36 protein-coding genes, 1 tRNA gene and 1 riboswitch are annotated in these 25,483 nt (G+C 44.5%); of the genes, 12 read left to right on the top strand and 25 right to left on the bottom strand.

The genetic code is table 11. The features are described 5' to 3' along the window. Positions 1-170: 170 nt before the first annotated feature. A riboswitch (glycine riboswitch) is annotated at positions 171-270 on the bottom strand. A 144-nt stretch (positions 271-414) separates the two neighbouring features. The 4 genes from ACWHAR_RS02730 (at position 415) to sinR (ending at position 3,620) form a co-directional block, all read left to right on the top strand. Next, positions 415-2,085 carry a DEAD/DEAH box helicase gene (locus tag ACWHAR_RS02730; protein ID WP_032874031.1) on the top strand — a complete coding sequence of 557 codons (1,671 nt, stop codon included), beginning with the start codon at positions 415-417 and terminating at the stop codon, positions 2,083-2,085. A gap of 21 nt (positions 2,086-2,106) precedes the next feature. After that, positions 2,107-2,901 (top strand): YqhG family protein, encoded by a 795-nt coding sequence (locus tag ACWHAR_RS02725; protein WP_007612541.1) that lies wholly within the window; start codon positions 2,107-2,109, stop codon positions 2,899-2,901. 176 nt (positions 2,902-3,077) lie between these two features. Further along, positions 3,078-3,251, top strand: a complete 174-nt coding sequence (sinI, locus tag ACWHAR_RS02720; RefSeq protein WP_032874029.1) for an anti-repressor SinI — start codon at positions 3,078-3,080, stop codon at positions 3,249-3,251. A 33-nt stretch (positions 3,252-3,284) separates the two neighbouring features. Further along, entirely contained in the window at positions 3,285-3,620 is a 336-nt protein-coding gene (gene sinR, locus ACWHAR_RS02715) for a transcriptional regulator SinR (protein WP_003153104.1), read from the top strand. Positions 3,621-3,667: 47 nt separating this feature from the next. Here the strand turns inward: sinR and tasA are convergent, their stop codons facing one another. The 3 genes from tasA to tapA form a co-directional block, all read right to left on the bottom strand. Continuing rightward, positions 3,668-4,453: a biofilm matrix protein TasA gene (gene tasA, locus ACWHAR_RS02710; protein ID WP_032874027.1), complete on the bottom strand. Its 786-nt coding sequence runs from the start codon at positions 4,451-4,453 to the stop codon at positions 3,668-3,670. Between the two features lie 64 nt (positions 4,454-4,517). Next, entirely contained in the window at positions 4,518-5,102 is a 585-nt protein-coding gene (gene sipW / locus ACWHAR_RS02705) for a signal peptidase I SipW (RefSeq protein WP_032874025.1), read from the bottom strand. Further along, positions 5,074-5,745, bottom strand: coding sequence for an amyloid fiber anchoring/assembly protein TapA (gene tapA, locus ACWHAR_RS02700; RefSeq protein ID WP_032874023.1), 672 nt, complete (start codon positions 5,743-5,745; stop codon positions 5,074-5,076). The genes sipW and tapA overlap by 29 nt, the downstream gene beginning before the upstream one ends. Positions 5,746-6,003: 258 nt before the next feature. On the opposite strand from tapA, the gene ACWHAR_RS02695 reads away from it, so the two are divergent. Then, complete coding sequence (locus tag ACWHAR_RS02695) at positions 6,004-6,333, top strand: DUF3889 domain-containing protein (RefSeq protein ID WP_032874021.1); 330 nt, start codon at positions 6,004-6,006, stop codon at positions 6,331-6,333. A gap of 40 nt (positions 6,334-6,373) precedes the next feature. Here the strand turns inward: ACWHAR_RS02695 and ACWHAR_RS02690 are convergent, their stop codons facing one another. From ACWHAR_RS02690 to ACWHAR_RS02650, 9 genes are all read right to left on the bottom strand, one after another. Then, a complete protein-coding gene (locus tag ACWHAR_RS02690; RefSeq protein ID WP_022552966.1) occupies positions 6,374-6,553 on the bottom strand; it encodes a YqzE family protein in 180 nt (59 codons plus the stop codon). A 56-nt stretch (positions 6,554-6,609) separates the two neighbouring features. Then, positions 6,610-6,987: a competence type IV pilus minor pilin ComGG gene (gene comGG, locus ACWHAR_RS02685; protein WP_032874019.1), complete on the bottom strand. Its 378-nt coding sequence runs from the start codon at positions 6,985-6,987 to the stop codon at positions 6,610-6,612. Continuing rightward, entirely contained in the window at positions 6,988-7,452 is a 465-nt protein-coding gene (comGF, locus tag ACWHAR_RS02680) for a competence type IV pilus minor pilin ComGF (protein WP_223813077.1), read from the bottom strand. Beyond that, entirely contained in the window at positions 7,397-7,711 is a 315-nt protein-coding gene (gene comGE, locus ACWHAR_RS02675) for a competence type IV pilus minor pilin ComGE (RefSeq protein ID WP_032874016.1), read from the bottom strand. Before comGE ends, comGF begins: the two co-directional genes overlap by 56 nt. Beyond that, positions 7,695-8,132 (bottom strand): competence type IV pilus minor pilin ComGD, encoded by a 438-nt coding sequence (gene comGD, locus ACWHAR_RS02670; protein WP_007612572.1) that lies wholly within the window; start codon positions 8,130-8,132, stop codon positions 7,695-7,697. Before comGD ends, comGE begins: the two co-directional genes overlap by 17 nt. After that, positions 8,122-8,430: a competence type IV pilus major pilin ComGC gene (comGC, locus tag ACWHAR_RS02665; protein ID WP_003153087.1), complete on the bottom strand. Its 309-nt coding sequence runs from the start codon at positions 8,428-8,430 to the stop codon at positions 8,122-8,124. Before comGC ends, comGD begins: the two co-directional genes overlap by 11 nt. 4 nt (positions 8,431-8,434) lie before the next feature. Then, entirely contained in the window at positions 8,435-9,472 is a 1,038-nt protein-coding gene (gene comGB, locus ACWHAR_RS02660) for a competence type IV pilus assembly protein ComGB (RefSeq protein WP_032874014.1), read from the bottom strand. Next, complete coding sequence (comGA, locus tag ACWHAR_RS02655; RefSeq protein ID WP_003153083.1) at positions 9,459-10,529, bottom strand: competence type IV pilus ATPase ComGA; 1,071 nt, start codon at positions 10,527-10,529, stop codon at positions 9,459-9,461. Before comGA ends, comGB begins: the two co-directional genes overlap by 14 nt. 196 nt (positions 10,530-10,725) lie before the next feature. Beyond that, entirely contained in the window at positions 10,726-11,676 is a 951-nt protein-coding gene (locus ACWHAR_RS02650; protein WP_032874012.1) for a magnesium transporter CorA family protein, read from the bottom strand. Positions 11,677-11,821: 145 nt separating this feature from the next. Here ACWHAR_RS02650 and ACWHAR_RS02645 point away from each other — a divergent pair, with 145 nt between their 5' ends. Further along, complete coding sequence (locus ACWHAR_RS02645; RefSeq protein WP_032874010.1) at positions 11,822-13,123, top strand: hemolysin family protein; 1,302 nt, start codon at positions 11,822-11,824, stop codon at positions 13,121-13,123. 37 nt (positions 13,124-13,160) lie between these two features. Here the strand turns inward: ACWHAR_RS02645 and ACWHAR_RS02640 are convergent, their stop codons facing one another. After that, the gene (locus tag ACWHAR_RS02640; RefSeq protein ID WP_032874008.1) at positions 13,161-13,991 is read right to left on the bottom strand and encodes an STAS domain-containing protein; all 831 of its coding nucleotides are present in this window, start codon (positions 13,989-13,991) and stop codon (positions 13,161-13,163) included. Positions 13,992-14,062: 71 nt separating this feature from the next. Here ACWHAR_RS02640 and ACWHAR_RS02635 point away from each other — a divergent pair. Then, positions 14,063-14,133, top strand: a tRNA-Gln gene (locus ACWHAR_RS02635). A 63-nt stretch (positions 14,134-14,196) separates the two neighbouring features. On the opposite strand, the gene ACWHAR_RS02630 is transcribed toward ACWHAR_RS02635, so the two are convergent. Then, on the bottom strand, positions 14,197-14,577 hold the full coding sequence (locus ACWHAR_RS02630; protein WP_032874006.1) for a Spx/MgsR family RNA polymerase-binding regulatory protein: 381 nt from the start codon (positions 14,575-14,577) through the stop codon (positions 14,197-14,199). Positions 14,578-14,813: 236 nt separating this feature from the next. Here ACWHAR_RS02630 and ACWHAR_RS02625 point away from each other — a divergent pair, with 236 nt between their 5' ends. Beyond that, on the top strand, positions 14,814-15,059 hold the full coding sequence (locus tag ACWHAR_RS02625; protein WP_003153078.1) for a DUF2626 domain-containing protein: 246 nt from the start codon (positions 14,814-14,816) through the stop codon (positions 15,057-15,059). Between the two features lie 38 nt (positions 15,060-15,097). On the opposite strand, the gene ACWHAR_RS02620 is transcribed toward ACWHAR_RS02625, so the two are convergent. Further along, on the bottom strand, positions 15,098-15,736 hold the full coding sequence (locus ACWHAR_RS02620; protein ID WP_003153077.1) for an MBL fold metallo-hydrolase: 639 nt from the start codon (positions 15,734-15,736) through the stop codon (positions 15,098-15,100). A gap of 154 nt (positions 15,737-15,890) precedes the next feature. Here ACWHAR_RS02620 and ACWHAR_RS02615 point away from each other — a divergent pair, with 154 nt between their 5' ends. Further along, a complete protein-coding gene (locus tag ACWHAR_RS02615; RefSeq protein WP_003153076.1) occupies positions 15,891-16,064 on the top strand; it encodes a DUF2759 domain-containing protein in 174 nt (57 codons plus the stop codon). 32 nt (positions 16,065-16,096) lie between these two features. Here ACWHAR_RS02615 and ACWHAR_RS02610 read toward each other — a convergent pair whose 3' ends face one another. The 5 genes from ACWHAR_RS02610 to ACWHAR_RS02590 all read right to left on the bottom strand — a co-directional run bounded on the left by ACWHAR_RS02610 (position 16,097) and on the right by ACWHAR_RS02590 (position 19,944). Then, positions 16,097-16,411 (bottom strand): MTH1187 family thiamine-binding protein, encoded by a 315-nt coding sequence (locus tag ACWHAR_RS02610; RefSeq protein WP_003153073.1) that lies wholly within the window; start codon positions 16,409-16,411, stop codon positions 16,097-16,099. Positions 16,412-16,416: 5 nt separating this feature from the next. Beyond that, positions 16,417-17,454: a YqgU-like beta propeller domain-containing protein gene (locus ACWHAR_RS02605; RefSeq protein WP_032874005.1), complete on the bottom strand. Its 1,038-nt coding sequence runs from the start codon at positions 17,452-17,454 to the stop codon at positions 16,417-16,419. A 72-nt stretch (positions 17,455-17,526) separates the two neighbouring features. Continuing rightward, positions 17,527-18,654 carry a M14 family metallopeptidase gene (locus tag ACWHAR_RS02600; RefSeq protein WP_032874003.1) on the bottom strand — a complete coding sequence of 376 codons (1,128 nt, stop codon included), beginning with the start codon at positions 18,652-18,654 and terminating at the stop codon, positions 17,527-17,529. 82 nt (positions 18,655-18,736) lie between these two features. Next, complete coding sequence (gene glcK, locus ACWHAR_RS02595; RefSeq protein WP_015417825.1) at positions 18,737-19,699, bottom strand: glucose kinase GlcK; 963 nt, start codon at positions 19,697-19,699, stop codon at positions 18,737-18,739. A gap of 35 nt (positions 19,700-19,734) precedes the next feature. Next, positions 19,735-19,944, bottom strand: coding sequence for a YqgQ family protein (locus ACWHAR_RS02590; RefSeq protein ID WP_007612586.1), 210 nt, complete (start codon positions 19,942-19,944; stop codon positions 19,735-19,737). Between the two features lie 197 nt (positions 19,945-20,141). On the opposite strand from ACWHAR_RS02590, the gene nhaC reads away from it, so the two are divergent. Further along, entirely contained in the window at positions 20,142-21,506 is a 1,365-nt protein-coding gene (nhaC, locus tag ACWHAR_RS02585) for a Na+/H+ antiporter NhaC (protein WP_032874001.1), read from the top strand. A 75-nt stretch (positions 21,507-21,581) separates the two neighbouring features. Here the strand turns inward: nhaC and ACWHAR_RS02580 are convergent, their stop codons facing one another. The 3 genes from ACWHAR_RS02580 to rpmG all read right to left on the bottom strand — a co-directional run bounded on the left by ACWHAR_RS02580 (position 21,582) and on the right by rpmG (position 22,608). After that, positions 21,582-21,755, bottom strand: coding sequence for a hypothetical protein (locus tag ACWHAR_RS02580; RefSeq protein WP_007408311.1), 174 nt, complete (start codon positions 21,753-21,755; stop codon positions 21,582-21,584). A 70-nt stretch (positions 21,756-21,825) separates the two neighbouring features. Next, entirely contained in the window at positions 21,826-22,380 is a 555-nt protein-coding gene (locus ACWHAR_RS02575) for a 5-formyltetrahydrofolate cyclo-ligase (RefSeq protein WP_032873999.1), read from the bottom strand. Between the two features lie 78 nt (positions 22,381-22,458). Further along, positions 22,459-22,608 carry a 50S ribosomal protein L33 gene (rpmG, locus tag ACWHAR_RS02570; protein WP_003153056.1) on the bottom strand — a complete coding sequence of 50 codons (150 nt, stop codon included), beginning with the start codon at positions 22,606-22,608 and terminating at the stop codon, positions 22,459-22,461. A 346-nt stretch (positions 22,609-22,954) separates the two neighbouring features. Here rpmG and ACWHAR_RS02565 point away from each other — a divergent pair, with 346 nt between their 5' ends. Together ACWHAR_RS02565 and ACWHAR_RS02560 are read left to right on the top strand one after the other, a co-directional pair. Further along, positions 22,955-23,308: a hypothetical protein gene (locus ACWHAR_RS02565; protein WP_003153047.1), complete on the top strand. Its 354-nt coding sequence runs from the start codon at positions 22,955-22,957 to the stop codon at positions 23,306-23,308. Next, positions 23,305-23,769 (top strand): endolytic transglycosylase MltG, encoded by a 465-nt coding sequence (locus ACWHAR_RS02560; protein WP_007408308.1) that lies wholly within the window; start codon positions 23,305-23,307, stop codon positions 23,767-23,769. Before ACWHAR_RS02565 ends, ACWHAR_RS02560 begins: the two co-directional genes overlap by 4 nt. Positions 23,770-23,868: 99 nt before the next feature. On the opposite strand, the gene pstB (ACWHAR_RS02555) is transcribed toward ACWHAR_RS02560, so the two are convergent. Then, positions 23,869-24,651, bottom strand: coding sequence for a phosphate ABC transporter ATP-binding protein PstB (gene pstB, locus ACWHAR_RS02555; RefSeq protein ID WP_032873997.1), 783 nt, complete (start codon positions 24,649-24,651; stop codon positions 23,869-23,871). Between the two features lie 11 nt (positions 24,652-24,662). Beyond that, positions 24,663-25,469, bottom strand: a complete 807-nt coding sequence (gene pstB / locus ACWHAR_RS02550; RefSeq protein WP_032873995.1) for a phosphate ABC transporter ATP-binding protein PstB — start codon at positions 25,467-25,469, stop codon at positions 24,663-24,665. Positions 25,470-25,483 lie beyond the last annotated feature (14 nt).

Raw genomic sequence — 25,483 nt, 5'->3', positions numbered from 1 at the left:
CCCTTCAGTCATTGGCGCATTGTAAAAACATATAAAAAAGGACAGAGAAACACCTCATGAAAATGAAGGTTTCTCTGTCCCGGCACCTGAAAGTTTACTTTATGAACATATCATAAAGACGTCCCCTTTGGTGGCCTGCTTCTTCTAAACGCAGACACTCTCCAGAGTTGCGTCGAGCAAGAGTTCTTTTGCCTGAGAGATTCACTCGCAGTTTGCTCCTTCGGCGCCCGGACGCCCATCTTTCGTCCGAGTCTCTCCCCTTGCTGTCATCCGCTCATATTTACCAATTTTATGGACATACTAAAGCAATATCTTTTAGTGAAATCATTACTTATATCCTACCACCCTCACTTACGTCCGGCAACAAAAATTATGATAAATCAGTTTTTTAAAAGAAAGGCGGTTTTGTTACATATGACAGCAGAGATCATATTTGATGCAAACTGGCCGGGAGAGTTTTCTGAGCGGCTGAAAACGGACGGTCCCTGGTCAAATTGGGAGATGTACAAACTGTCGGCTGAAGTCCAGCAGACCCTTGCCATTCCTGAATTTGAAGGTTTGAGGGCTCCTTTATACCTTCCCGATTTCACTCCGCTTCCCCATCAGCTTGAAGTCGCGCAGAAAGTCGTTGAAAAAATGAACGGCAAGGCAATTTTGGCTGATGAAGTGGGGCTCGGAAAAACGGTGGAAGCGGGCCTGATTTTAAAAGAATATATGATTCGCGGGCTGGCCAAAAAAATCCTGATTCTTGTGCCGGCATCACTCGTTTCCCAGTGGGTGAAAGAGCTTCAGGAGAAGTTTTTAATACCCGCTGTTGAACAGAAAAAAAGCTATGTGTGGGAACAGTGCGATATCGTCGTTTCTTCTATTGATACGGCCAAACGCTCGCCTCACAAAGACATTGTGCTTTCTATTCCGTATGATCTCGTCATTATTGACGAGGCGCACAAGCTCAAAAACAGCAAAACGAAAAATTATGAATTTGCGAGAAGTCTTGTGAAGAAATACTGCCTGCTTCTGACGGCGACACCGATTCAAAACCGAATCGAAGAAATCTTCAATTTAGTGTCACTGTTAAAACCCGGCCATTTAGGAAACGAAAGCGGATTTCAAGAAACCTTCAATCGGAAGGACGGGATTGACGCTCATGAGCATTTGAAAGAGCTCGTCAATAAGGTGATGATCCGCAACACGCGGAGCGACACCGGCCTTACATGGACGAAGCGCCATGTGGAAACAGTGCCGATCACCTTTTCACCGACGGAACAGGCGCTTTACGATGACATCGTCGCACTGAAAAACGGCACGGAAAAGCCCGCAAGCGCATTTTCCATTATGACGCTGCAAAGAGAGTGCTGTTCAAGCAGGGAAGCCGTGTATATGACGCTCAAAAAAATGCTTGACCAAAAAGACAAACAAGCGCCCGCATTCGATGATCAGACAATCGCTAATTTAATGGACCGCATTAATCAAGTCACGCAAAACTCAAAAGCGATTCAAGTTGTTGACTTGATCCAAAAGATTAATGATAAAGTCATTATTTTCACTGAATACAGGGCGACACAGATTTACCTGCAATGGTTCCTTCAGCAGAACGGCATAAGCTCCGTTCCGTTCAGAGGCGGATTTAAACGCGGAAAAAAAGACTGGATGAAGGACCTCTTCCGCAGCAAAGTGCAAGTGCTGATCGCTACAGAAGCCGGAGGCGAAGGGATCAACCTGCAATTCTGCAACCATATAATCAATTATGACCTCCCGTGGAACCCGATGCGGCTTGAACAAAGAATCGGAAGGATTCACAGACTCGGTCAGGAAAGAGATGTCCATATCTACAATATGGCGACAAAACATACGGTGGAAGAGCATATCTTAAAACTTCTGTATGACAAAATTCATTTATTTGAAAATGTCGTCGGAGAATTAGATGACATCTTAACAAAAATCAAAGTGAGCAATTTCGAAGACCATTTGCATGATATTTTATGCCATTCGCTGACAGAGGAAGAAATGAGAATCAAAATGGACAATCTCACCTCTTTTCTGTCGTACGGTACGGGAAAGCCCGCCAGAAAAAAAGGATCTTAATCTAAAAGGAGGAAGCGCGACATGAGACAGCAGGAGGTTCACGAATTTTTACTGCGCTTTTTTGAAGCGAACCACTGTCCGATTACAGAACACGGGCCGGGTTTTATGACGGTTCAGTTGACGGTCGAGATGGACAAACAAATTATGAACCGCCCGTTTTATTGGCATTGGCGTGAAAAAACGGGCGGCGAACCGAACCCGATGAAGATTACGTTCATCACTGATAAAGAAACGGCTCCGGAGGATATGGACGGCGAATTTATTTACTTTGGAGCCCCGCGCCTCTTTCAAATCTTTCAAGCAGTTAAACAAAATGGGAGATTTACAAGAATATATGAGAAAATTGTATCAGCCGGAGCCAGAGTTCCGCTTCAGCCCTGGCTTGGATTAAATGTAGTGATTTCATACCAATCCGACATGAAAAAAGACAGACTTTTGTCTTTAGGCCTGCATCTTGTTTCTGGAACCATTATAGAAGGGTTTCAGCAGAAGCTTGCACCGCTTCCGCTGACCTCGCAAATATCAGACTATTGCTTTACCATATCGCCGATGATTAAGCCGGAAAGCGGGATTAAAAGGATGGAGCATTACTTAAAAGACGCTGCCGCCAAAGAGCCGTCAGCCTGGGCTGACAGCGCGATCGCCAGATGGAAAAAGGACCTCAGGCTGCTCGATCAGTTTTATGAGCAGACAGAGGAAAAACCTGAGGAATACCATTTGGAAAAACAAGCGCTGAAAGCCTTATATCAGCCGAAAATTCACATTCAGATCGAAAACGGCGGTTTATTTTTCCTGCAAAGTAATTTTTCTGGGTAAGCGTTATCCATTCGACACCTTTCCCGTTTTTTCTGGAAATTCTATATTATAATAAAAGTATATAGAAAAAATTTCTGGCGTTTCGCATGCGATGAATCACTTCCAGACATGTAAAGAAAAGGTCATGGGCGGATTGGCTGAAATACATAAACAAGTATTTTAGGAGGAGAAAATGCATGAAAAATGCAAAAATGGAATTTTCGCAATTAGATAAGGAATGGGTTGAGCTGATATTAGAAGCCCAAAAAGCAAATATCAGCCTAGAAGAAATACGCAAATACCTGCTTTCGAATAAAAAGTCTTCTCAACATGTCCAGGCAGCCAGAAGTCATACCGTAAATCCTTTCTGAATGTGCTATAATATCACAAGGAAGGTGATGACATTGATTGGCCAGCGTATTAAACAATACCGAAAAGAAAAAGGCTACTCACTATCAGAACTAGCTGAAAAAGCTGGGGTAGCGAAGTCTTATTTAAGCTCAATAGAACGAAATTTACAGACGAACCCCTCCATTCAATTTCTCGAAAAAGTCTCCGCTGTTCTGGACGTCTCGGTTCATACTTTACTTGATGAAAAACATGAAACCGAATACGATGGTCAATTAGATAGTGAATGGGAGAAATTAGTTCGCGATGCAATGACATCCGGGGTATCAAAAAAACAATTTCGTGAATTTTTAGATTATCAAAAATGGAGAAAAGCGCAAAAAGAGGAGTAGTGCCGCCATATGTGCACAACTCCTCTTTTAACTGTCCGACTTTCGGATTAGTTTTTATCCTCACTGTGAGCCTTTTCATTTTCCTTGACGTAACCGTCTTTATCCGTATGATCTTTCGTAATGGTCAAACCGTTCCATTGCGTTGCTTCAAAAGAGAATTGAAGAGAAATCGCATTGCCTTGGAACTTGTTTTGCACACTTAATCCGTCCGCAGTTTTAGCGGTGTCATTTTTAAATTTGATTTCCATTCTCACCTGATCATAATCAGCGGGCGTTTTCGGAACTCCGTCGTACTCAGGAGCTGTTTTGCCGTTAATGGTTGCTACATTGACTTTTCCGCTCTCACTCAAGAATTTCGGATCAATGTGCTTGCTGATCGCTTCGGCAGCTGCTTTATCCTGTTTTGTTGACATTAAGTATAAGTCTTTCAGGCTGGCCGCCTTCAAAATGATATTTTTAGGATAGCCGTTGCCCCCTTCTTTACCGACTGTCAGAACCGTAATTTCAAACTGGCTGAGGAAATCCTCCGCAGATTCATTTCCTTTCTTTGCTCCTTTAAAGTCAGTAAAATTCAAAGCCATCAGCACTTCTTTAATGGCAAGTGAACCGTTGTTTCTGAATTCGAAATCTTTCGTCAATTTATCACCTGGTTTTAAGTTTGACAAATTGACATTGGCTGATTGTTCTTTAGCCGATAAATCAAGTGTTCCTGATGCAAATGTAGCGTCTGTCGACTTCACATCATTAAATGCGGCCCATGTGCCTCCTCCTACTAATGCTAAACCGAGTGCGGCTGAGGCAATGCCCAAGCTTAATTTCTTTTTCATACCCATGTTTGTACTCTCCCCTTACTTTTTAGTTTTGTTATCAAATCCTGTCGCCAGGTTGCAACCGTATTCATGTAGAGATGGTTCCCTTTTTCGCATGTTCTTCCAGCGCTTTCGTTTTCCGCTCAATATCGCGGAGGGCGCTGACAATGACTGTTATGGAGTAAATCAAAAGCATGACGCCGGGAACGATTAACAGAATCGCCGTTCCGATCGGCTGGCTGGCCAAATGGATGACATATCCGGCATACGGGAGCTGATATCCCGTATACTGGGCAGCCACTTTTTCAGCTTGAACGGGTGCGGCATCCGGGACGGCATTATGATCCCCTTTTGTCTCAAACAGCAGGTTCCCGTCCTTTTTTGTGATCCCGATTATTCTGTGTGTGACGGCTGTTCCGTCATTTTGCGTAAAGGTGATCACATCCCCTTTTTCTAAGTCATTCACGTCAGAAATTTTCTTTACCGCTATGAGCGAACCCGTCTTAAATTCCGGGTCCATTGAACCAGACAGCACGGATTTCAGCGTGTAGCCGAAGATGGCCGGCTCACCCCCGGAAGCCCGGGTCGAAATCACCGTTAACGTCAGCACAATAATCAAGCTGAAGATGACGGCATACAAAATATTACTGATCAGTTTCAGCGTTTTTTTCATGTTCTTCCCCGCTTTCTTTTACCGGCTCTGCCGGCTCTTTCTCCGTTTTATTTAGATCGGAAACGGTCGCCTGTTCCCGGCATTTGACGAGTTTCATCGGTTTTGACCACTCAAATTTTTCTTCGTCCGCCGGATACCCTTCAGGCTTGTAAACCTTGAATGCGTATATGCCCGGCTTCAAAGACCGCTTTGACTCAATTTTATAAATCGTTTTGCTTTTTTTATCAGTAATAAGCCCTTTATCCACAACATTGCCGTTTCGTAAAGGCTGCTGCTGAAAAGCGATTTTATGGAGCTCCCATTTCCAGTCAGAAACAGTCCGCTCTTTTCCCTTATTCTCCAGCTCGGCATAGAGCTGAAGCGGCGCACACACGGTGCCTGACGTATCAGTTTGATTTGTTATATGTAAATCACTTTGATCCCAGCGTTCGTCATAACGGCAATCGTCATCCGTATATTGAAAATCTCCGCACGTTTGAACCGGGAGACTGAAGCTTTTCACATCATTGAAGGAGGAACTTGTATCACCTGTGAACTGAGCACATATCGTCACTGACAGGCAAAAAATGAACGAAAGCCGTAAAAATAGCATCTTCCGCCATCTCACCTTGCCCTTTTTTTCCATTCGCAACAATCGGAACATGCCTTACCCCCTGTAAAACTGTTAATAAATATGACAAACGTTCTCTTTAAAGAACTGTATGAACAAAGTATAATCAAGGATTATCGTCTTGAAAAATGTCAAAATCGGTCAAATTGTTCGTTTTTAAGAATGGTATCTTTCAAAAACATCGTTTTGCTTCAAATTACACACCTTTTTGGAATTTTTTCTAATAAAACGTGAGAAAATAACGAGGTGCTTAGAACAAAATGGAAAGTATATACAGCGAAAGGACGAAGAATGATGATCAAACAAAGTCTGATTTGCCTTTCTCTTCTTGTTTTCGGGGTTTCAGGAACAGCTCATGCGGAAACGGTGCCTTATTATGCTGTTCACCATCAATCAAAATGGGAAAAGTTAGCAGAAAAAGAAGCTAAAAAAAGATATCCGCTCGCCCAAACGTTATTTATTCAAAAGGTGTGGGATCGGAAAAGAACGGACGAAGCAGTCAAGCAATACCACTTGACATTGCGGGATGGCGCAAAAGAATTTGGCGTGTTTGTTACGATTTCTTTTAATCCCTACAGCCAAAAGGTAAATAAAATTGCCGTCATTGAGGAATACCAATAAGGCCCTCCTGTATCAGGAGGACCTTTCGTGTGATTCAACTTTATTTTTTCCGCTGCATCCACAGCTTAAAACTGTACGGCAATATTCCGAACCAGTGCTGAGAAGCCGGTACTTTCTTTTCTTTCCGCACTTCTTTTCGCTCTTTCCGTTCCTGTTTCGGCGTATCGAAATATTTAACGAATTGCTCAGTCATATATTTTACATAATCATTTGTTTTCACGGCTCTCACCTCATAGTGCTGTCTTTACTATGAAGTGTTGTCCCGCCGCCTCTTTTTTATACTTCCGTCCATTGAATCAGCTGTTTCTTCTTCTGATCGAACAAAAGGTGAGCCTCCCGTCTCGTACCTGTCGTGGTTTCCGTCTGAATTGTAACCTGAACCGTTTCCCGGCGATCACTCCCGGAGATGTGAAAAGAAACGGTGCCATACGGAAAACGCTGTGTACCAGTTCGGGCCTTTTTTCCCTGTGCCATATGGCGGCTTGACAGCAGCGCGCCGTTTTGGAGCAGGTTCTCTCCGATCCAGTACTCCCCTGCCTCTTTTGCAAATGTTTTTCGGGTGATGAAATCAGATGAAGTATAGCTGATGACAAGTAAAACTGCGGCAGAAACAAACAGAACCGCGGGATATATAAAACCGTCAGATTTGGACATTTAATCACCTTTCAAAGAGCTGTAAACCGGAATGACCGCCTGATTCTTTTTACCTGCAACGCTTGAGATCTCTAATAAGATCAGGCCGTTTTTCACATCAGCCGTTAATGATGCCGCGTTTTGCAGGATCGGCACGTGGCCTTTTCCGTTTACTCTTTTCCTTATCATCTTATGATAAATTTCAAAACTCACTTCTTCGCCTCCTGTTTTCCGGCATGCTAACGCCCGTCCGCCGTCCGCCGGCTTCACAGTCTCAGCCTGTTTACATTCGTTCATGATCTGCTGAACGGCAATTTGATGCTCCCGGCTGTCTAATCCGCCGTTATCGGCCCGGTTTGATAAAAACAGATGTAAAATCGGGCCCAGGGTTCCTGATAGGAAAAGACAGACTGCTAAGGAGAACAAAACATTAAGAAGCGTAAAGCCAGTCTGTTTTGAGAATACTGAGGCACATTTCTTTTTCACCGCGGTCAGCCGCACACACTTTGTAATACTCACCATCCTCCTTCCACTTCACACCGGGAGACGGCGGCTTTTTTCCGGTCATCATATAAGTGCTGATATGTTTCTGAAGAAGCTGGTACGCTTCCTGGCGATCTTCTATTTTCAGACCATCTGTCAGCATGTCCGTCCAGACCGGAATGATAGACGTCATAAGGAACAGCCAAATGGCCATTGCTGATAGTGTTTCAATAGTAGAGAACCCCTTATTTCCGTTTAGCATGGACATTTCCGCTCCCTAAGTAAACTGTTATCTCATAGGTGAACCCGGCGCTCTTCAATTGAATCTTTCCTCCCGAATTCGGATGGCCTTTTTCGTTAAATTCAAGGCTCTCCGGTAAAGTTACAAGTGTAATATGAAGCGAATCAAAAGAACGCTCGACAATCCTTCCGCCTGACTGCAGTTTGTATTTATGCTCTTTTGGAAGAAAAGTGATTTTTGTTCTTTTATGTTCTGCGATAGCCGTTTCCTGAGCAAGCTGAATATCTTTTTGGAGCTGTTCTGTTTTTTGCCGCACGGCAAGGTGGGTGCAGACCGGCGGAACCGTCGTGAACAAAACCGTCAGCAGGACGGACGCCAGGCTTAACACAATCAGGCTTTCAAGAAGGGTAAACCCATTTTCTGTCCGCCTGTTATTGTTCAACTGTAACTTCTCCGCCACTAATTAAGATCTGTTTACCATTCGGGCAGGCTGTATTCTTTTTGATATACCCCTCTGATTGTAAATCGTTCATATCCGGCATTTTACCTTCATGATCGATTTCGTACGCCGTCACTTGGGCTTTCACCATATTCTGCAGTCCTTCACAGCCTTTATGCTGAATGCTTTGATTATGTTTTGTAACGTTAGGAATGGTGATTAAAAGCAGAATGGAAACGATAAATAAAACGATCAGCATTTCAATTAAAGTAAATCCATCTTGATTTTTCAGACGAAGCACTCCCTTACATTTGGTTCATCATCTGGTACATCGGCATCAGCATTGACATGTAGACAATTAAAATCATACCGGCCACAACACCGTAAATGACAGGCTGGAGAATGCCGGTATACTTCGCCGCGTTTTGTTCAAGACGCTCCATCATAAACTGGCTGTACGTATAAAGTTCGCGGTGAAGCAGGCCGTTTGCCTGTCCGTGGCTGACTGCAGCCGCAAGATCTTTTTCATAACACGGATGCCCGGAAAGAGCGGATTCTATGGTTTCTCCGGCTTTCAGACGTGTAATGAGCATCTCTGCTTCTTCACGATAAAAAGGCAGAAAAGATTGTTCTTTAAAAGCTGTTAAGCTGTCATAGATAGAAAGGCCGGATTTCAGAAGACTGCTGAGCTGTAAAGAGAAAAAGTAGCTGTTAAAAAGAACGGCCGCTTTTCCTAATAGTGGTATTTTCACAACAATCAGCATTTTATCTTGCGGGGATTTTTTCTTACATAAGAACCAAACGTACAAAAACAAGCAGAAAGCGGCGGACAGCGCCAGTGCGCAGGCTTCATGAAAATGCCGAAAAAACGCAAAGATGAAAGCAGTCGCACCGGATGTATTCATATTCATTGATTGATAAATCCCAGAAAACTGCGGAATAATTAAACTTTGCAGGATATAAAACATGACACAGACGGAAGATATTAAAAACATCGGATACCGGAGCATTTTTTTGATTTGATTCGTCTGTATGAGCTTTCTCTGTAACAAGTCGCCGCTTTGTTTCATCGCTCCCGGCAATTCCCCGTGTTTCTCAGCGAAATAGCAGATAGAGACGGCTTCTTTGTGAAAAGACAGTGCCTCAAGCACTTGGTAAAACGCATCACCTTCCCTCAGCCGGCGGATTCCGTCCGTCAGCTCTGCAAGCTGACGTTTATGCAGCTGGAGTTTCAGCAGTCTTAGCCCTTCAATCAGACTGTATCCTTTTTCCGTCATTTCACCGAGCCTTTTCAAAAAAGCCGCTTGATCCTTCAACGGCCAGGTTCGTTTAATCCGCTTCATGATACACCCACCGATCGTAATTGTCGGTCGTGACATAGCCGAGCGCGATTCCTTTTCTGATCAGCCTGCGGAGCGTCTGATATTGAAAATTGGCGTGCTCTCCCTTTGCTTCCTGAAAGCATTGGGTGAGGTTTTTCCCGTAGAGCAGTTCATAAATGCCCGCACGGCGTGTCTGCCTGTACATCCGGCAGTACACGGAACAGTTTTCCTCTTTGCAGAACGGACATGTTAAATCAACCAGACGCTGAGCGGCAATAGCAATGACGGTTTGTTCAATTTCTGTCATGTTCACGCCAAACTCCAGCAGCCTGTATATGGCGCCCTTAGCATCTCTTGTATGCAGGCTTGAAAGAACGAGGTGTCCCGTCATGGCCGCGCGGACTGCGATTTCAGCCGTCTCGGCATCCCTGATTTCCCCTAAGATGATCATATCGGGATCATGTCTTAAAATCGCTTTTAAACCGGCGGAATATGTGACTCCGGCTTTTTCATTCACCTGAACTTGCAACACATCCTCATCTCTTGTTTCTACGGGGTCTTCAAGCGTGACAATACGCCGGTTGAAATGCCTTTTTGCATAGTTGACAAGCGAGTAAAGAGTGGTCGTTTTTCCAGATCCGGTGGGGCCGGTAAACAGAAGCAGGCCGTGCGAATGCTTCAGAAAGGACAATAATGCGGCGCCCGCCCCCCGAAATAAGGACAATTTATCCAGAGGGGGAATCTGCCGCTTAGGCAAAAGCCTGATGACAAGACTTTCATCATTCATTGTCGGCAAGGTTGACATTCTCAAATGAACGGTTTCCGTCGGAAGCGGCAAAGACAATGACCCGTTTTGCGGCTTCCGTCTTTCTCCTATATCCATGGCCGATAAAAACTTGAAATGAGAAATAAGCCTTACGCATTCCTCTTTTTTTAAGACTCTTTTTTTCACAAGAGCATGGCCGATGCGAAAATGAATGAAAGCATCCTTTTCTCTCGGTACAATGTGTATATCTGAAGCCCTTGCCGTATATGCCTCGTTTATGATGTTCCTGCTGTATGTTTCAATATTTTTCACAAGACTTCCCTCCTTCCGCACGTATTGTAAATCAGATACACAAAATCCGGCAAAGGAGAGATTATGCGTTTTACACTGTGTAAAACGTAAAAAAATAAAAAATAAGCCCCCTGACTTTGATTTACCGAATGAAATCGGGAACCATTCGGCCATTTTCAGCCAGCCATCAAAAAAAGCAGGCGTTTGCCTGCTCTTCTTAGCGTTTCTTTTCTTTCCGCAAATATTTTTTTTGATGCTCCCTCAAAATGTCCCCTGTCCAGCCTTTCTGCCGCAGATAAATATAAATCAGCAGGGTTGATACAATAATGAGCACGATGGAACAAATATACGCATATTTCCAATGAAGCTCCGGCATGTTATCAAAGTTCATCCCCCAGAGAGCTCCAAGCGCCGTCATCGGTGTAAAGAGAGTTGTAAAGATCGTCAAGGCTTTCACAATTTCATTTCCTCTTTGGGAGGTAATGACTTCCTCGGCGTGCAGCAGATTGCTCAATTCCTGATCAAACTCATTGATATATGTAATTCCTCTTTCCATCTTTTGATGAGCTCTGAGGTAATCTTTCTGCCTGTCATTTTTCGGGAGAAAAGCTTCTTTTAAAGCCATTTCCACTTTTTTAGCCCCCAGTGTAAGGCCTTTCCAAATGAACAGCTCATGGCGCAGTTTATGCACATTTTCCAAGATTCCTTTGCTGTTGTCATCATGAATCTGCCATTTCAGCGTCCGCTGCTTGACTTCAAATTCATCCAGTCCGATCAGATATGAATTCATCAGCTCTCCCAGCAGAACAAAAAAGCCTTCAATCGGATTTTCACAGGTTTGAATCTGCTGTGTGGCATGCTTTTCTTTTACACCGCGCAGCAGCGAAAAATCAAAATTAATTGTAAAAAAGAATTCTCTCGTAATATAAAAGTGAAATACGGTATGGTTTTTTTCATCATCTAATCCTTGATGATAGATTAAAGAACCGAAAACCGCTTCATTATTCTGATCATTTGTATCTGAGCGCAGAAAGTTTATATGATTTTCATGTTCAAACCACTTTTCGCATTGCGGCCAGTGATTGTGATGGATCATTTTTTTCGCTTCCGTTTTTTCATGCGGACCGAGCTGGTACCACAGCCAGTCCGCTCCCGAATGTACCTTCATCTCTTGTCATCCTCCAGTATCGCTTTCTTGTTTTATTACCGTAAATGAAGCAGGCTAAACCAGGTTCGATGTTTGAGCAGCTTTCTACAGTGGTATTATTCCGAAAAAAGGGAGGTGCAAGCCTTCCTTCGCGGAAGGCGTTACATTGTATATCGTCAAACTATCTGCCATCGTACTATTTATTTTATTAACGGCGTGTTTTGTCGCCATAGAGTTTTCAATCGTTAAAGCAAGGCGCTCCCGCATTAATCAGCTCATTGAGGAAGATGTAAAAGGAGCAAAAGCAGCCAAGCATGTCATTACACACCTCGATGAATATTTATCGGCGTGCCAATTGGGCATCACCGTCACCGCTTTGGGAATCGGCTGGCTGGGTGAACCGACAGTCAAAGCAATGCTTCAGCCGTTATTTTTAAAGACCGGAGTTCACGAAGCGGTTGCCCAAGTACTGTCATTGATCATCGCCTTTCTGCTGGTTACATATGTGAATGTCGTTATCGGCGAACTCGCCCCGAAAAGTTTTGCTATCCAAAAAGCCGAGCGGATTACACTTTTGTCTGCCAGACCGATGATTTTGTTTTATAAGTTAATGTTTCCGTTCATCTGGCTGCTCAATCATTCCGCCCGCCTGATTACAGCCATGTTCGGCTTGAAGCCTGCTTCCGAACATGAAATGGCTTATACGGAAGAGGAATTGCGGGTGCTCCTTGCCGAAAGCTATCGAAGCGGCATGATCAAAAAAAGCGAGCTCCATTACGTAAATAACATTTTTACATTTGATAAGCGCACTGCCAAAGAAATTATGGTGCCCCGGAATGAAATGGTGAGCCTGCCGTTAGACAGCGGATCGGGACATATGCTCCGGGACATTATTAAAACAAATAAATATACCCGGTATCCCGTAGTAAAAGAAGATAAAGATCATGTAGTCGGCATCATCAATATAAAAGAAGTTTTATTCAGATTCCTGTCAGAAGGAGCGGCGTTTACAAAACACGAACTCAGCCCTTACATCCAGCCGGCGATCCATGTGATTGAGACGATTCCGATTTATCAATTATTCGTTAAAATGCAACGGGAACACGCCCATATGGCCATTCTCATTGATGAGTACGGCGGAACCGCGGGATTAGTAACGGCGGAAGATATCATTGAAGAGATCGTCGGCGAAATCCGCGACGAATTTGATACGGACGAAACACCTTCCGTTCAAAAGCTTGGGAAGAACCGCTATCTCCTGAACGCCAAATTGCTGATCAGTGACGCCAATGATGTACTCGGAACAGAGATTACGGCTGATCAAGTCGATACACTCGGGGGCTGGTTTCTTACTCAGCATATTGACGCGAAGCCCGGGAGCACCATTGATTTTGAAGGCTACACATTTACGGTAAAAGAAATCGACAGCCATCATATCATTACGATTGAAGCTGACAAAGCTGAATAGCTGAGGGAGAAATCCCTCCCGGCCATTCAGCTTTTTATCATCTTAATGATTCTTTTACGATAAATCCGTTTTTTTCCAGCGCTTTCGCCAGACTCTGCTCCGTTTTCACCTGAGAAAAATCGATGCCGAGCTTCACGACGGTCTGCGCGATTTCCGGCCTGATGCCTGAGATTGTCGTTTCTATGCCAATAAGTTTTGTGCTGTCAATCACTTTAAAAATCTGATAAGCGACCATCGTATCCACAATCGGCACACCTGATATATCTAAAAATAAATAAGAAAGACGGAGTGAAGAACATTGATCAAGCACCGATTCCAAAATCATTTTTGCCCGGTAGGTGTCAATTTCGCCGACGAGCGGCAAAATTCCAATACCGTCGGCAATCGGCATAATCGGCGCGCTTAGTTCGTTAATCATTTCTTTTTGGGCGTTTAATTGTGTAACCGTCACTTTATAATATTCCTCTGTAAATACTTCAATCATATGGTCAATTGCTTTGTTCAGCTTCTCTCCCCAATGGAATACCGCATTCGCCCCAGGCTTCTCAGACATCGTTTCACAGCATGTCTGTATGCGGTTCCAGACCAATCTCCGGAATTCTTTAAAGCTCGTGACGCTTTCATAGACCGGTACTTCATGGACGGCCCGGTCCCTTGCGAACTGAAGCGCCCATTTTGTCAGCTCCTCTTCCCCGCCGTCTTTTTCCGATAGAATGCCGGCAACGATTTCAATTAACAGACGGTGCTGCATTTCCGCTTTCTGATCATCTGAAGGCCGCCCCGATTTTGGTATGAGCAGCCATTGGCGTGTGATTTCACCTGATTCTTCAATTAAGGTTCGAGATAATGTTTCATTCAAATGTTTCACAGGTCTCCTCCATTCAAATTCCTTTGTATGTATAAATCGGCGCCTGACGCACATACTGTAATTACATCCGATGGGCTATAGCCAAGCGGTAAGGCAATGGACTTTGACTCCGTGATCGTTGGTTCGAATCCAGCTAGCCCAGTCCCGCAACCGCAAAAAACGAAGATTAGCTGATAAATTTGATCAGCGGATCTTCGTTTTTCTCTTATGATACAGATTGATGTACCGTTTTTTTCTTCGTCAGCTTCATCAGTTCTCCTGGATTGTATCCGATAACGAGCTTATTGCGATCGATCAGAATCGGACGCCGCAGCAGTTTCGGCTTCTCAGTCAAAAGCTTCAGCACTTCATTTACAGTCATTTCTTCAATGTTCAGGTTGAGGTTTTTAAATATTTGGCTTCTCGTCGCCAATATTTCATCAATTCCTTCGGTCGTTAATGATAAGATCTGCTTCAATTCATCAATTGTCGGTGTCTCCCTGAATAGATGGCGCTCTTGAAAGTCAACATTGTGGGCTTTTAACCAATGTTTCGTTTTTCGGCATGATGTGCAGCTCGGGTATGAATAAAAAATAAGTTCTTTCATTTTTAAAAATTCCTCCCTCGGATAATCCGTCTCTTTGTTAACATAAGTACCCTGAACTTTTTTTCATTAAACATATTTCAAAAAGATTTTTCGGATCTTTTTCAGAGAGCGGCATAAGATATAAAACACAGGGAAAGACATAAATTCCACAATAAATATAATCATGAAAATGTTTACATTTTGAGTGCCGATCTATTATAATAAACTTCAGATAGATTCTCGGGAGGGGATAAGGAATGAATCGCATGTTCCGGGTGTTAGGATTTTGGACGGGGATATTTGCAGTCATGTTTTTTTTAGGGGGCATGAAAGACGCTTCTCTTTTGTTTTTTGGACAGACGATCTTTTTCGTATTTCTTTCTTATTTGAATCTGACTGAGCGGATGTATATTTATATTTTCGGAGCTTACTTAACCGTATTTTTCGCCGGATTTACATATTACTCTATTTTTATTATGACACCGGGCGGCGGAACCCACTGACCGAAAAAGACAGACCATTATGGTCTGTCTTTTTTCATTTACAGTGAAAAACCATTGATAAACGGGTTTCGCTCCTGCTCTGTCTGGATATCCGTTTCCGGCCCGTGCCCGCTTAATACAAGTGTATGTCCGGGAAGCGTGAGCAGTTTTTGATGAATGGAATCAAGCAATACGTCCTGACTTCCGCCGTGTAAATCAGTTCGGCCGATGCCTCCCTGAAAAAGCACATCACCTGAAATCACCAGATCCGCATCCTTCACATAATAAGAAACGCTTCCCGGTGAATGTCCCGGCGTAAACAATGTCTCCAAATGGAAAGGTCCGATGTCCAATATGCCGTCGCCTTCAATCAGCCGTTCGGCGGGCCGTGCCGTTACGGCGATGCCCCGCAATATGCCTGATCCGTTTAAGGAAGAGTCCTCCAGCCACTTTTCTTCATTTTTGTGAAGATATACGGGAACATCCCATCTGTCTCTTACTTCATCAAGCGCGCCGATATGGTCAAAATGAGCGTGCGTCAGTAAGATGGCGAGCGGCTTCAGATTGTTTTCTTTTATGTAATTGTTGATTTTGTCCGCTTCCCCGCCCGGATCAAAAATAAGACAGGACTGATCCTCACTGACAAGAAAATACGCGTTTGCCTGAATCGGACCGGCCGGCATTCGTCTCCATTTCACTTTCATCACCTCTTTATGTATATGCCCTTATTATGAAGGTTTTCTGCGGAAGATTCAATGAATGCGTCCGGGAAAACGCTATCGACAAACAAAATGAAAACGGTTAAAATGAAATGGAAAGATTTTCAGGTTCCAATGACAAAGGAGGAGCATGATGTTACTTGTTGTAATCTTCGGCCTTGTCGCATTATTAGCTGTATTAGGAGTCCTGCGGGCTGTCAGACAGAGAAATATCCTGGGATTTTTGTTAGCCGCCGCCACGCTGGGCGTGTTTGGCTGGTTTACCGTAATGACCGTTGTAACCAGCGGCTATCCGACTGCACATTAAAAGCCTGTATCCAATGGATACAGGCTTATTTTTTATTGCTGCAAATGTTTGCTGACACTTTTGATTTTGCTCTCCAGCGTCGTTTCTTTATCACGTCTGTCATCAATGCGGATATTTGTCGCCACTCTGTGCAGCCCTTTTTGGAACGGGGCTTCGTGAATGTCCTGAATGACTGCGAATAAGTCGCTCAGCTCACCTTCAATCAACGTGTTCATCGGCGTGAGCTGAAATTTGATTTTGCCGGCAGCTTTGTAACCCTCCAAAATGTTTTGCACATCCGCTACATACTCACTGACGCTCGGTGTTTTTGTTCCGATCGGAATGATTGTCACATCTGCAATTGCCATTTGGTTCAAACTCCTTTTTCATTTGTTATGATTGGTTCTGTCATGCCTGTTTTCAGTGAAATCAGACGGTCATACGTAAAGCCGTATAAAGCGTATTCCCCGTTCGGAGAGATCTGAATCGGCTCCATTTCCGTGTTTTTGAGCACCGTCCGCTCCCGTTCGTCTCCTAAGTCAAAGCTGATCAGATTGTAAGAGCGGCCTTCAGGCTTGAATATGTAAAACCGCTTATGTGTCTGATCGTAATCATATTCCATCGGCGCAAAGCTCTCATACTTTTCTTGGAGAGGAAAGCGGTGTGTCACGGATGCCGGCTTTTGGAAAAGGAACTCGCCGTCTCCGTCCGATTGATCCGTTTGTCTGACGGCAATCGTCATGCCCGGGCGGGAATCAGCCCAGATGACGTGATGAAGCACTCTTTTTTCTTTTTTTGTCTGCAAGTCATAAGAATATAAAGGACCCTCTTCCTCCGTTTTTCCTTGCTTGATATATTGGAATTCATCAGTGGAGGTCCAATGGACAAAAGGGGCCTGAACGGGACTCTTTTTTAAAATGCCGTTGTTCATATCGGCCGTATAGGCTGTGAAGTCCCATGTTTCAGTAAAAACGGTAATCATCATTTGATACGGGTCATACGGATTCCAAGCCGTCTCCAGCTCATAAGAGTTAAAGGCTTTGTGATAAAGTCTTTTCCCCTGCTTGTTCATAAGCACAAGCTCAGTCTGACCTTTGCTTGTCACCTGTACGAGAATCAGCTGTTTTTTCCGGCTGATCTTTACATTGACAATATTGCCCTTTGTTTCATAGAGCCGTTCGGATTTTCCGCTGAAAAGATCATATTTCATCAGCTGATGATGTGCTGTATACAGGATCGTTCTGTTATCCAGCCATCCTTCCGTTTTCTCCGCTTCTTTTTTACTGAGCGGAACGATTTTCTGTTCTGCCGATTTTGCCGAAACGCCTGTGTCTTGCTGCTGATGAGATGGTTCACAAGCCGCTAAACACAGAACGAATGCGGACAGCAGAACACAAACCAAGTATCTCACCAGCCTTCCCCCCATTCTTTTCTATTGTCCCATATTTGTTTATGTAAACAAATGAGAAATTTCACAGATGTCTCAAAAAACAAGCGACCTCCACAAAATACCTTCCGTCGCTTGATAAATATCAGCAAACTGATGAAAAGGCAAAGGGTTTTTTCCCTTCCCGAGCTCAATGGTATAGCCCTCTTTTCCATACTGCTGTATAAACCAATCCCTAAAACCGGCATGGCTGTCAATGGTTTTAACGCCTTGATAGCGGTTTCCGCTTATCGCTTCAAACTCCCGAATCATCCGGGATGATTGCTCCGGTTCACATCCTTCGTATCCCCAATAAATCTCTTCTCCCTGCGTATGAAGCGCGATCAGCCTGTCAGGCGGCTGTTCCGTTATCAGCCGGTGCATCGCCTGCGCCTCCGGTTCAGTGAGCGGCGCCGTCCCCGGAAAATCACGGTATGAAGGGGCTTTCGGTTTGCGCCTCTGTTCAATATCCCAATTGGATGGGAAATGTTTATTTAAATCCACACCGTTTATATTCGCCTTCCATTCGCGGAAATCGGGGCGGTGCTCATTTAATTGTTTAAGAAATTCATTTTTTTCTGATAAATCTTCACATCCGTAAAGTACGAGATCAACCCCGTCGGGATTTACGAGCGGAACGAATGACAATGATGTCCGGCTGAATATATCAAGCGCAGAGTGCCCGAAAACGGTTTTATTTTCGCATAATGCCGCGCAATATTCTTTACACCATTTAAGCGCGACCGAGGTGGTGATCCATTCATTGGCATGAAATGAGGCGTTTACATGGACTTTTCTTTCAGCCGTATCCGCACCTATTTTCAGCTCATAAAGCGGCTTTCCCAATACGGAACTGCCGATTTTACGGTACGTGACAAACGGAAAGACATCTGTTATTTTCTCAATTTCTTCATAAACCGATTGGGAGCCGTACACCTTTTCTTCCTTCACCCATTGATCAGCGGAAAGAATCTTTTCACAGCGCCGGATGTATCGCGAAAGCCCGCTCAGCGTCTCAAGCGGGGGACCCTCTGACTGCCCGCTCACGGCAAAGCCGGGACAAAATAATTCATCGCTTTCCGCCGTTTTATCAGCGGCTTTCAACAGTTTTTCATCAATTGAAAGCACCTTTGCAATATCTGTCATATGCTGTTTCAATTCAGGTTTGACACGAATTCCCGCCATGTTCATCCCCCTTTTTTAAAAACTATATGACAGGGGAGATAAAAAAAGAAAGCCGCCCGCGATATGGGCAGGCAGACTTTCTTCAACAGTTTTGATGTTTGAGCCATTCATTTTTGGCAATCCACGCCCCGCCGATGACTCCGGCGTCATTTCCAAGTGCCGCAATCGAAATATCGGCCGCTTCCGCAGAACGCGGGAACGCGGTGATTTTGAAAGTCTCTTCCACTTTTGACCGCAGGATTTCACCCGCTTTAGAGACCCCTCCGCCGAGCACGATTTTCGTCGGGTTCATGGCGCTTGCCAGATTTCCGAGCACGAGGCCTAAATGTTTTGCGACATAATCGACGACTTCAAGCGCTGTCTTATCCTGCTGTTTAGCCGCTTCGAACACGTCACGTGCCGTCAGATCATCCACTTGTAAGAGCGAAGAGTCGGAAACCGCCGCAAGCTTTTCTTTCGCGATGCGGACGATGCCTGTTGCGGACGCAATCGTTTCGATGCAGCCGGATTTTCCGCAGTTGCACGGAGCTCCTCCTTCCGGAATACTGCAAATATGACCGATTTCCCCGCCGGCCCCGTTTTTACCGTGAACGATTTCTCCGTTGACGATGATGCCTCCGCCGACTCCGGTTCCGAGCGTCACTAAAATGACATCTTTGGCCCCGTCACCTGCACCCTTCCACATTTCTCCGAGCGCCGCGATATTGGCATCGTTTTCAATGACGGCCGAAATACCCGTTTCCGCCTCGAGATGGTCTTTCAGCGGATAGTTTTTCCACCCCATATTTGTCGTCTCATAGACCATTCCCGTCGCCATTTCCACGGGTCCGGGCGCTCCCATTCCGATCCATTTTACGATCCGTTTCGGCTTGTTCAGTTCTTCCAGCTTCTGATCAAGCGCTTTGGCGATCGTGACCGTAATTGTGTTTCCTGATTTATCGGTAGGAACTTCCCATTTATGCTGAATTTCACCGTACATGTTGATGAAGGCCAGCTTGATGGTTGTCCCGCCAAGATCAATCCCCGCAAACCATGTATCTTCCATAATAATCTCCCTTTTCTTATTAAAATCCTGCTTTGTTATCTGCCTTTGATCCGCTCCGATTCTCTCTGAAGAACTCCGGCGGCTTTTTGCCATAATTCTCTTTCAATCACGTTTGACAAGTACATTTCCTTTAATTCATCTTTCATAAAGTCAATTTCGGCTTGTCTGTCACCGAAATAAACGATATGTCCGAATGACTTAAACAGCTGCTGCACGTCATAAAATGAATTCATCTGCTTCACCATTTCTATTCTTCTTAATATAAGCGTATTTCATCACTGATCCGGGCGTCAAGCAAAAAACGATTGGAGAAAATATCCTTGTGTCATTTTCATAAATTGTATATTCATAATTGTAAAAAAACACTCATTTATGCGTTTTTCTGTTACAATACTTTCGTGCCCAAAAGCACAAAAGGATTAAAGTTTGATGGGGTGTTGTTTTGAAACAAGAAAAAAGGCTGACGTTCATCTCAGCCATCAGTTTATTTGTCTTGATGTTAGCAGTCATTATGTCCTGCCTGTTTTTCTTTCATACAGAGCCGCATATGCCGCTGTTCTTTTGCGTCATTATTCTGTCTCTGGCAGGTTTGTGGCTCGGTTTCTCGTGGGACAGTCTTGAAAAAGGAATTGTCAGCGGATTGAAAAACGGTGTGCAGCCGATTATCGTGCTGGCTTTGATCGGTGTGCTGATCGGCGCCTGGATGTACAGCGGCGCCATTCCCACCGTCACCGTTTACGCTTTGTCAATTATACAGCCGAGTCAGCTGCTTTTGACCGCATTATTTTCCTGCATGATCATCAGCACGCTTGTCGGCTCAAGTCTGACAACTGTCAGTACAATCGGCGTCGCGCTGTTAGGGGTAGCAAGCGCGGCGGGAGTTCCGCTCGAATGGACGGCGGGAGCAGTCATTTGCGGGGCTTGTTTCGGTGATAAAATGTCACCGATGTCCGACACGACGAATTTTGCCGCCGGAATCGGCGAAATTCCGATTTTTAAGCATATTCGCCATATGATGGGCACTACCGTTCCGGCACTGCTGATCACGATTGTTCTTTTTTATATTCTCGGTTCATCGGTTTCAATAAATGCCGCTTCAACGCAAAATATTGAGGCGGTCATTTCCGGAATGAAAGAGGCCGTGCACGTTACGCCTTGGTCGCTTCTTTCACCTCTGTTGGTGATCATTTTAGCTGTGAGACGGGTTTCCGTGATTCCGGTGCTTACCGCCGGTATTATTTCCGCAGGGCTTCTGACTGCTGTTTTTATTCCTGACAGCAGCATTCAAGGATTTATATCCGCCCTGCAAAGCGGGACAGCGTTTAAAACCGGCGACCAGGCTGTGGCCAGCATTATCAACAGAGGCGGGCTCCAATCGATGATGGGTTCAGTCTCTCTGATCATGATCGCCTTTGCGCTCGGCGGCCTGATGGAAAAAACGGGCCTGATCGCGGCGCTGCTTCAAGGATTGATAAAAGGCGTGCATACGAAAGGACGTCTTATCATGGCGACCGTCTTCTCAAGTATAGGCGTAAACCTTGCGACAGGTGAGCAGTATTTATCGATCTTAATTCCGGGTCAATCTTATAAACCATTATATGACAAGCTCAGCATTAAGCGGATTCACCTTGCCCGGTCGCTTGAGGACGGCGGAACATTGATCAACCCGCTGATTCCCTGGGGAGTAAGCGGCGCTTTTATGGCAAGCGCATTAGGGGTTTCCGTCATCGACTACCTGCCGTTTACCTTTTTTCTGTACATTTCTCCTATGATCTCAATTCTGCTCGGTTTCTTGAAAAAAAGCTGACAATACGAGAAAACCTGCCGTTTTTTACCGGCAGGTTTTCTTATGCAAAAAATCCCGCTGAAAAACGGGATTTGTTTAAAATGCCTGCTGAATGAATTTGTTTCTGATAAACGGTATTTTTAAAAAGAAATGAATGAATGACCGTCTGATCCCCGGCTGGCTGAGCACGCTGTTCATCAGACGGTAGCGGTTTTGGTAAACGGCTAAAACAGATACGGCGCATAATGAGTAGATCAACAATTTTTTCATCTTATCCCTCCTGCCCCTATCGTTTGTCAAACAGCGAGAATTATTCCGGTGCAAGAAGTTTTTTATGCGATTAAGCGATGGTTTCAGATTCAGTCACGATCATATCGACCGGAATATCGTGGGGCATGCGGGGAATGCGGTCTGTCAGCTGGCAGTCAAAGAGAAGCGACACAGTACGGCCTTTATAACCGGAGAGGTACCGATCATAATATCCTCCGCCGTATCCGATTCTGAAGCCTTCCCGGTCAAAAGCCACGCCGGGCACAATCACAAGGTCAATGTCATTTTGGGCGGCTTTTTCCGTCAGGCTCTCGATCGGTTCACTGAGGCCCGCATATACGGTTTCCAGCTGATCATACGCAGAAAATGTACGGAACTCCATCGCTCCCGTCTGCGGAAAGCATTTTGGGATACAGACTTGTTTTTTCTCTTTCCAGGCCTGTTCAATAATCGGCCGTGTCGGAATTTCCAGGCGTGTCGAGATGGTAACGGCGATCACGCGGGCCTGTTTCCATTCTTTTAAAGAAAACAGCGTTTCACGCATGCTGCGGCATTTTTTCTCCCATTCACTTTCTGACATGTCAGAAAGCTTTGCTTTTATATCGGTTCTGATTTGTGCTTTCACGTTTCTCAAACCTCCCTGAAAGACAAAAAAGCCAGAACTTTATTGAAAGCTCCAGCTTTTTCCGCTGTTTTAAACAGCTTATTTTGTTTCACGGTGTAACGTAGATTTTTTATCACGTGGGCAATATTTTTTAAATTCAACGCGGTCCGGATTGTTGCGTTTGTTCTTTTTAGAAATATAGTTACGCTCACCACATTCAGTGCAAGCCAAAGTAATATTAACGCGCATTATTTTCCCTCCAAACTAAATATCATTTACTTATTCAGACTTATATATAATACCACTATAATGGACGGAATGCTAGAGTGATTTACATGAAATGTTGTTTAAGTGCAGAAAACATCAGTTTACGCTTCTGATCCTCTGAATGAGCTTGCGTCAGATGAAGGGAAAATATGACGAAACAGGACAAAAAAGGGCTTTCTGATGCGAAATCTATAGAGAAATAACCGTTTGCTCCCCGAATAAAAAAGATTTCCCGACAAAATTCCGTTTTTTTCTCTATTTCCTTTAGAATGGCGGCGTTTTATGGTATAAAAAAGAAGGGCAAATTAATAATAGAAGGTGATGAAACGTGGAAATTGCTATTATTGCGTTGTTTATCGTCAGTATAGCGCTTATTGCATTCTCATATTCTCAAAGAGATCCGATGAAAGATGTGGAACAGGAGCTTGAAACGCTTCAGCTTTCCGCCATGCAGGAAATTTACAAGCTGAAAAAGAAAATGACGGTGCTTGAAGAAGAATTGCTGGAAACCAACCTCGTGATCCGCAAAGCCAAAAGCAGCGGCATTAATCAAAAAATCGCCAAACAAATCATTTCAAAATATAACAACGGAATGTCTGCGGAAGCCATCGCAAAAGCGGAGCACGTGTCTGTCGAGGACGTCAATACCATTATTAAAGATAATGAGAAGGTGCTCGTATGACAAAACGGGGCATTCAGGCTTTTGCAGCAGGCATGATTTTAGCGACGGCCGTCCTCGCCGCTGTCTTCTACTTGACTGACCATGACCAGGCAGCCGCCGTTAAAACCGAAAAAACAGCATTGACAGAAAAAGAAGTAAACAGCTACCTCGACGATCAGCAAAAAGTCTCCGTCAACCGGGATGACTATCAAAAACTGCTTGATTCTAAAGAAAAATCGTTAAACAACGACCAAAACACAGACGCCAAAAAGAAAAAAGTAACATACAAACTGACGATTAAAGACGGAATGAGCACTGCTGATGTGTCATCCATTCTTGAAAAAGAAGGGATTATTCCTTCAGCGAAGGACTTTAATGATTACGTCATTGACGCAGGCTACCATAAAGAAATCCGCGCCGGCCATTTCAAAGTCGACTCAGATATGAGCTTTAAAAAAATCGTCAAAACATTAACCCGCTAAAAAAGCTTGCAGGCATCGTCCATTCAGATGGATACGGCCGGCAGGCTTTTTTAATAGACAGTATAAAACGGACCCGGTCAATGGCCGGGCCCGTTTTTTTCATCCGAATTTTCCGGTGATATAATCATGTGTTTTTTGATGATCCGGCTGAGAAAATATTTTGCCCGTATCCCCCCACTCTACCAGTTCGCCCATATAGAAAAACGCGGTTTGATCAGAGACCCTCGCAGCCTGCTGCATGTTGTGCGTCACAATGACGATTGTATACTTTTCTTTCAATGTCAAAATCAGCTCTTCTATTTTCCGCGTGGATACGGGGTCGAGAGCGGACGTCGGTTCATCCATCAGAAGGACGTCCGGTTTGGTGGCGAGCGCCCTTGCGATGCACAGCCGCTGCTGCTGACCGCCTGACAGTGAAAGCGCCTGCTGGTGAAGGCGATCCTTCACTTCATCCCAGAGCGCTGCTGCCTTTAAAGATTCCTCGGCGATTTCAAGCAGTTTCTTTTTATTTTTTTCGCCGTGGATTCTCGGTCCGTACACGACATTCTCAAATATTGACTGCGGAAACGGATTGCCTTTTTGAAACACCATACCGATCTGTTTTCTTAATTCTGCCGCATCCGTCTTTTCTTTCAGCAGATTGCGCCCGTTATAGATCATGTCGCCTGTCACTTTGACATTCGGGGTCATTTGCAGCATTAAGTTTAATGTTTTAATAAAAGTGGATTTCCCGCAGCCGGACGGACCGATGATCGCAGTTACCTTCCGCTCCTCAAAACCGATCGTAATGTCTTTTAAAGCCTGATGGGCTCCGTACCATACGTTCATGCCGTGAATATCAAATAAATTATGTGTGTGCACCGCTTCCTTCACAAGGCTCACAGTCCTTCCCCCTATCCGAACTTTCCGTTAATGTAGTCATCTGTCTTTTGCGCTTTAGGACTCGTAAAAATTTGTTCTGTCTGCCCGTATTCCACCACTTCCCCGTTTAAAAAGAAAGCCGTTCGGTCTGACACCCTAAGCGCCTGCTGCATATTATGCGTAACGATAATAATCGAATAATCTTTTTTCAGTTCTGTCAAAAGCGTCTCGATTCTGGCGTTTGAAATAGGGTCCAGAGCTGAAGCAGGTTCATCTAAAAGAAGTACGGCAGGTTTCATCGCAAGCGTACGGGCGATGCAAAGGCGCTGCTGCTGGCCGCCTGATAACGACAGAGCCGATGAATGAAGCCGGTCTTTGACTTCATCCCAAAGCGCAGCCTTCGTTAAGCTTTCTTCGACCGCATCATCCAAAACGGCTTTCCTGCGTTCACCCGCATACTTCAGCGCATGTGTGATGTTATTGTAAATGGATTTCGGAAACGGATTCGGTTTTTGAAACACCATACCGATCTCCCGTCTGAGAGACACGATATTAATCGCTTCCCCCAAAATATTCAGCCCTTCATAAAGAATCTCTCCCTCGCTTCTTGCCGAAGGAATGGCATCGTTCATTCTGTTAATCTGTCTCAAAAATGTTGATTTCCCGCAGCCGGACGGACCGATCAGAGCCGTCACCGCATGTTTTTCAATATCCATGTTTACATCTTTAACCGCTTGTTTTTCACCGTAATGAATTGATAGATGCTTCACTTCCAAAATCGAAGACTCCGGCGAACGCTTTGTCTGTTCCGCTTGTTCCCTGATGATGTAATCAATCATGTTTTCGCCTCTTT

This window comes from Bacillus sp. LR--39 (assembly GCF_053613335.1).
This window is presented reverse-complemented; position numbering and strand designations above follow the sequence as displayed.

What these genes read in the sequence shown, in the direction of transcription:
- ACWHAR_RS02610 (WP_003153073.1), bottom strand. Translation starts at nt 16,411, where the DNA reads ATGGCAATTGCAGATGTGACAATCATTCCGATCGGAACAAAAACACCG.
- rpmG (WP_003153056.1), bottom strand. Translation starts at nt 22,608, where the DNA reads ATGCGCGTTAATATTACTTTGGCTTGCACTGAATGTGGTGAGCGTAAC.
- ACWHAR_RS02625 (WP_003153078.1), top strand. Translation starts at nt 14,814, where the DNA reads ATGAATCGCATGTTCCGGGTGTTAGGATTTTGGACGGGGATATTTGCA.
- tasA (WP_032874027.1), bottom strand. Translation starts at nt 4,453, where the DNA reads ATGGGTATGAAAAAGAAATTAAGCTTGGGCATTGCCTCAGCCGCACTC.
- ACWHAR_RS02590 (WP_007612586.1), bottom strand. Translation starts at nt 19,944, where the DNA reads ATGGTGAAGCAGATGAATTCATTTTATGACGTGCAGCAGCTGTTTAAG.
- ACWHAR_RS02650 (WP_032874012.1), bottom strand. Translation starts at nt 11,676, where the DNA reads ATGAAGGTACATTCGGGAGCGGACTGGCTGTGGTACCAGCTCGGTCCG.
- glcK (WP_015417825.1), bottom strand. Translation starts at nt 19,699, where the DNA reads ATGGAAGATACATGGTTTGCGGGGATTGATCTTGGCGGGACAACCATC.
- comGG (WP_032874019.1), bottom strand. Translation starts at nt 6,987, where the DNA reads ATGTCCAAATCTGACGGTTTTATATATCCCGCGGTTCTGTTTGTTTCT.
- sinI (WP_032874029.1), top strand. Translation starts at nt 3,078, where the DNA reads ATGAAAAATGCAAAAATGGAATTTTCGCAATTAGATAAGGAATGGGTT.
- ACWHAR_RS02730 (WP_032874031.1), top strand. Translation starts at nt 415, where the DNA reads ATGACAGCAGAGATCATATTTGATGCAAACTGGCCGGGAGAGTTTTCT.
- ACWHAR_RS02725 (WP_007612541.1), top strand. Translation starts at nt 2,107, where the DNA reads ATGAGACAGCAGGAGGTTCACGAATTTTTACTGCGCTTTTTTGAAGCG.
- tapA (WP_032874023.1), bottom strand. Translation starts at nt 5,745, where the DNA reads ATGTTCCGATTGTTGCGAATGGAAAAAAAGGGCAAGGTGAGATGGCGG.
- ACWHAR_RS02695 (WP_032874021.1), top strand. Translation starts at nt 6,004, where the DNA reads ATGATGATCAAACAAAGTCTGATTTGCCTTTCTCTTCTTGTTTTCGGG.
- ACWHAR_RS02560 (WP_007408308.1), top strand. Translation starts at nt 23,305, where the DNA reads ATGACAAAACGGGGCATTCAGGCTTTTGCAGCAGGCATGATTTTAGCG.
- ACWHAR_RS02600 (WP_032874003.1), bottom strand. Translation starts at nt 18,654, where the DNA reads ATGGCGGGAATTCGTGTCAAACCTGAATTGAAACAGCATATGACAGAT.
- sipW (WP_032874025.1), bottom strand. Translation starts at nt 5,102, where the DNA reads ATGAAAAAAACGCTGAAACTGATCAGTAATATTTTGTATGCCGTCATC.
- ACWHAR_RS02630 (WP_032874006.1), bottom strand. Translation starts at nt 14,577, where the DNA reads ATGAAAGAACTTATTTTTTATTCATACCCGAGCTGCACATCATGCCGA.
- comGB (WP_032874014.1), bottom strand. Translation starts at nt 9,472, where the DNA reads ATGAAGCGGATTAAACGAACCTGGCCGTTGAAGGATCAAGCGGCTTTT.
- ACWHAR_RS02580 (WP_007408311.1), bottom strand. Translation starts at nt 21,755, where the DNA reads ATGAAAAAATTGTTGATCTACTCATTATGCGCCGTATCTGTTTTAGCC.
- pstB (WP_032873995.1), bottom strand. Translation starts at nt 25,469, where the DNA reads ATGATTGATTACATCATCAGGGAACAAGCGGAACAGACAAAGCGTTCG.
- ACWHAR_RS02615 (WP_003153076.1), top strand. Translation starts at nt 15,891, where the DNA reads ATGTTACTTGTTGTAATCTTCGGCCTTGTCGCATTATTAGCTGTATTA.
- comGE (WP_032874016.1), bottom strand. Translation starts at nt 7,711, where the DNA reads ATGCTAAACGGAAATAAGGGGTTCTCTACTATTGAAACACTATCAGCA.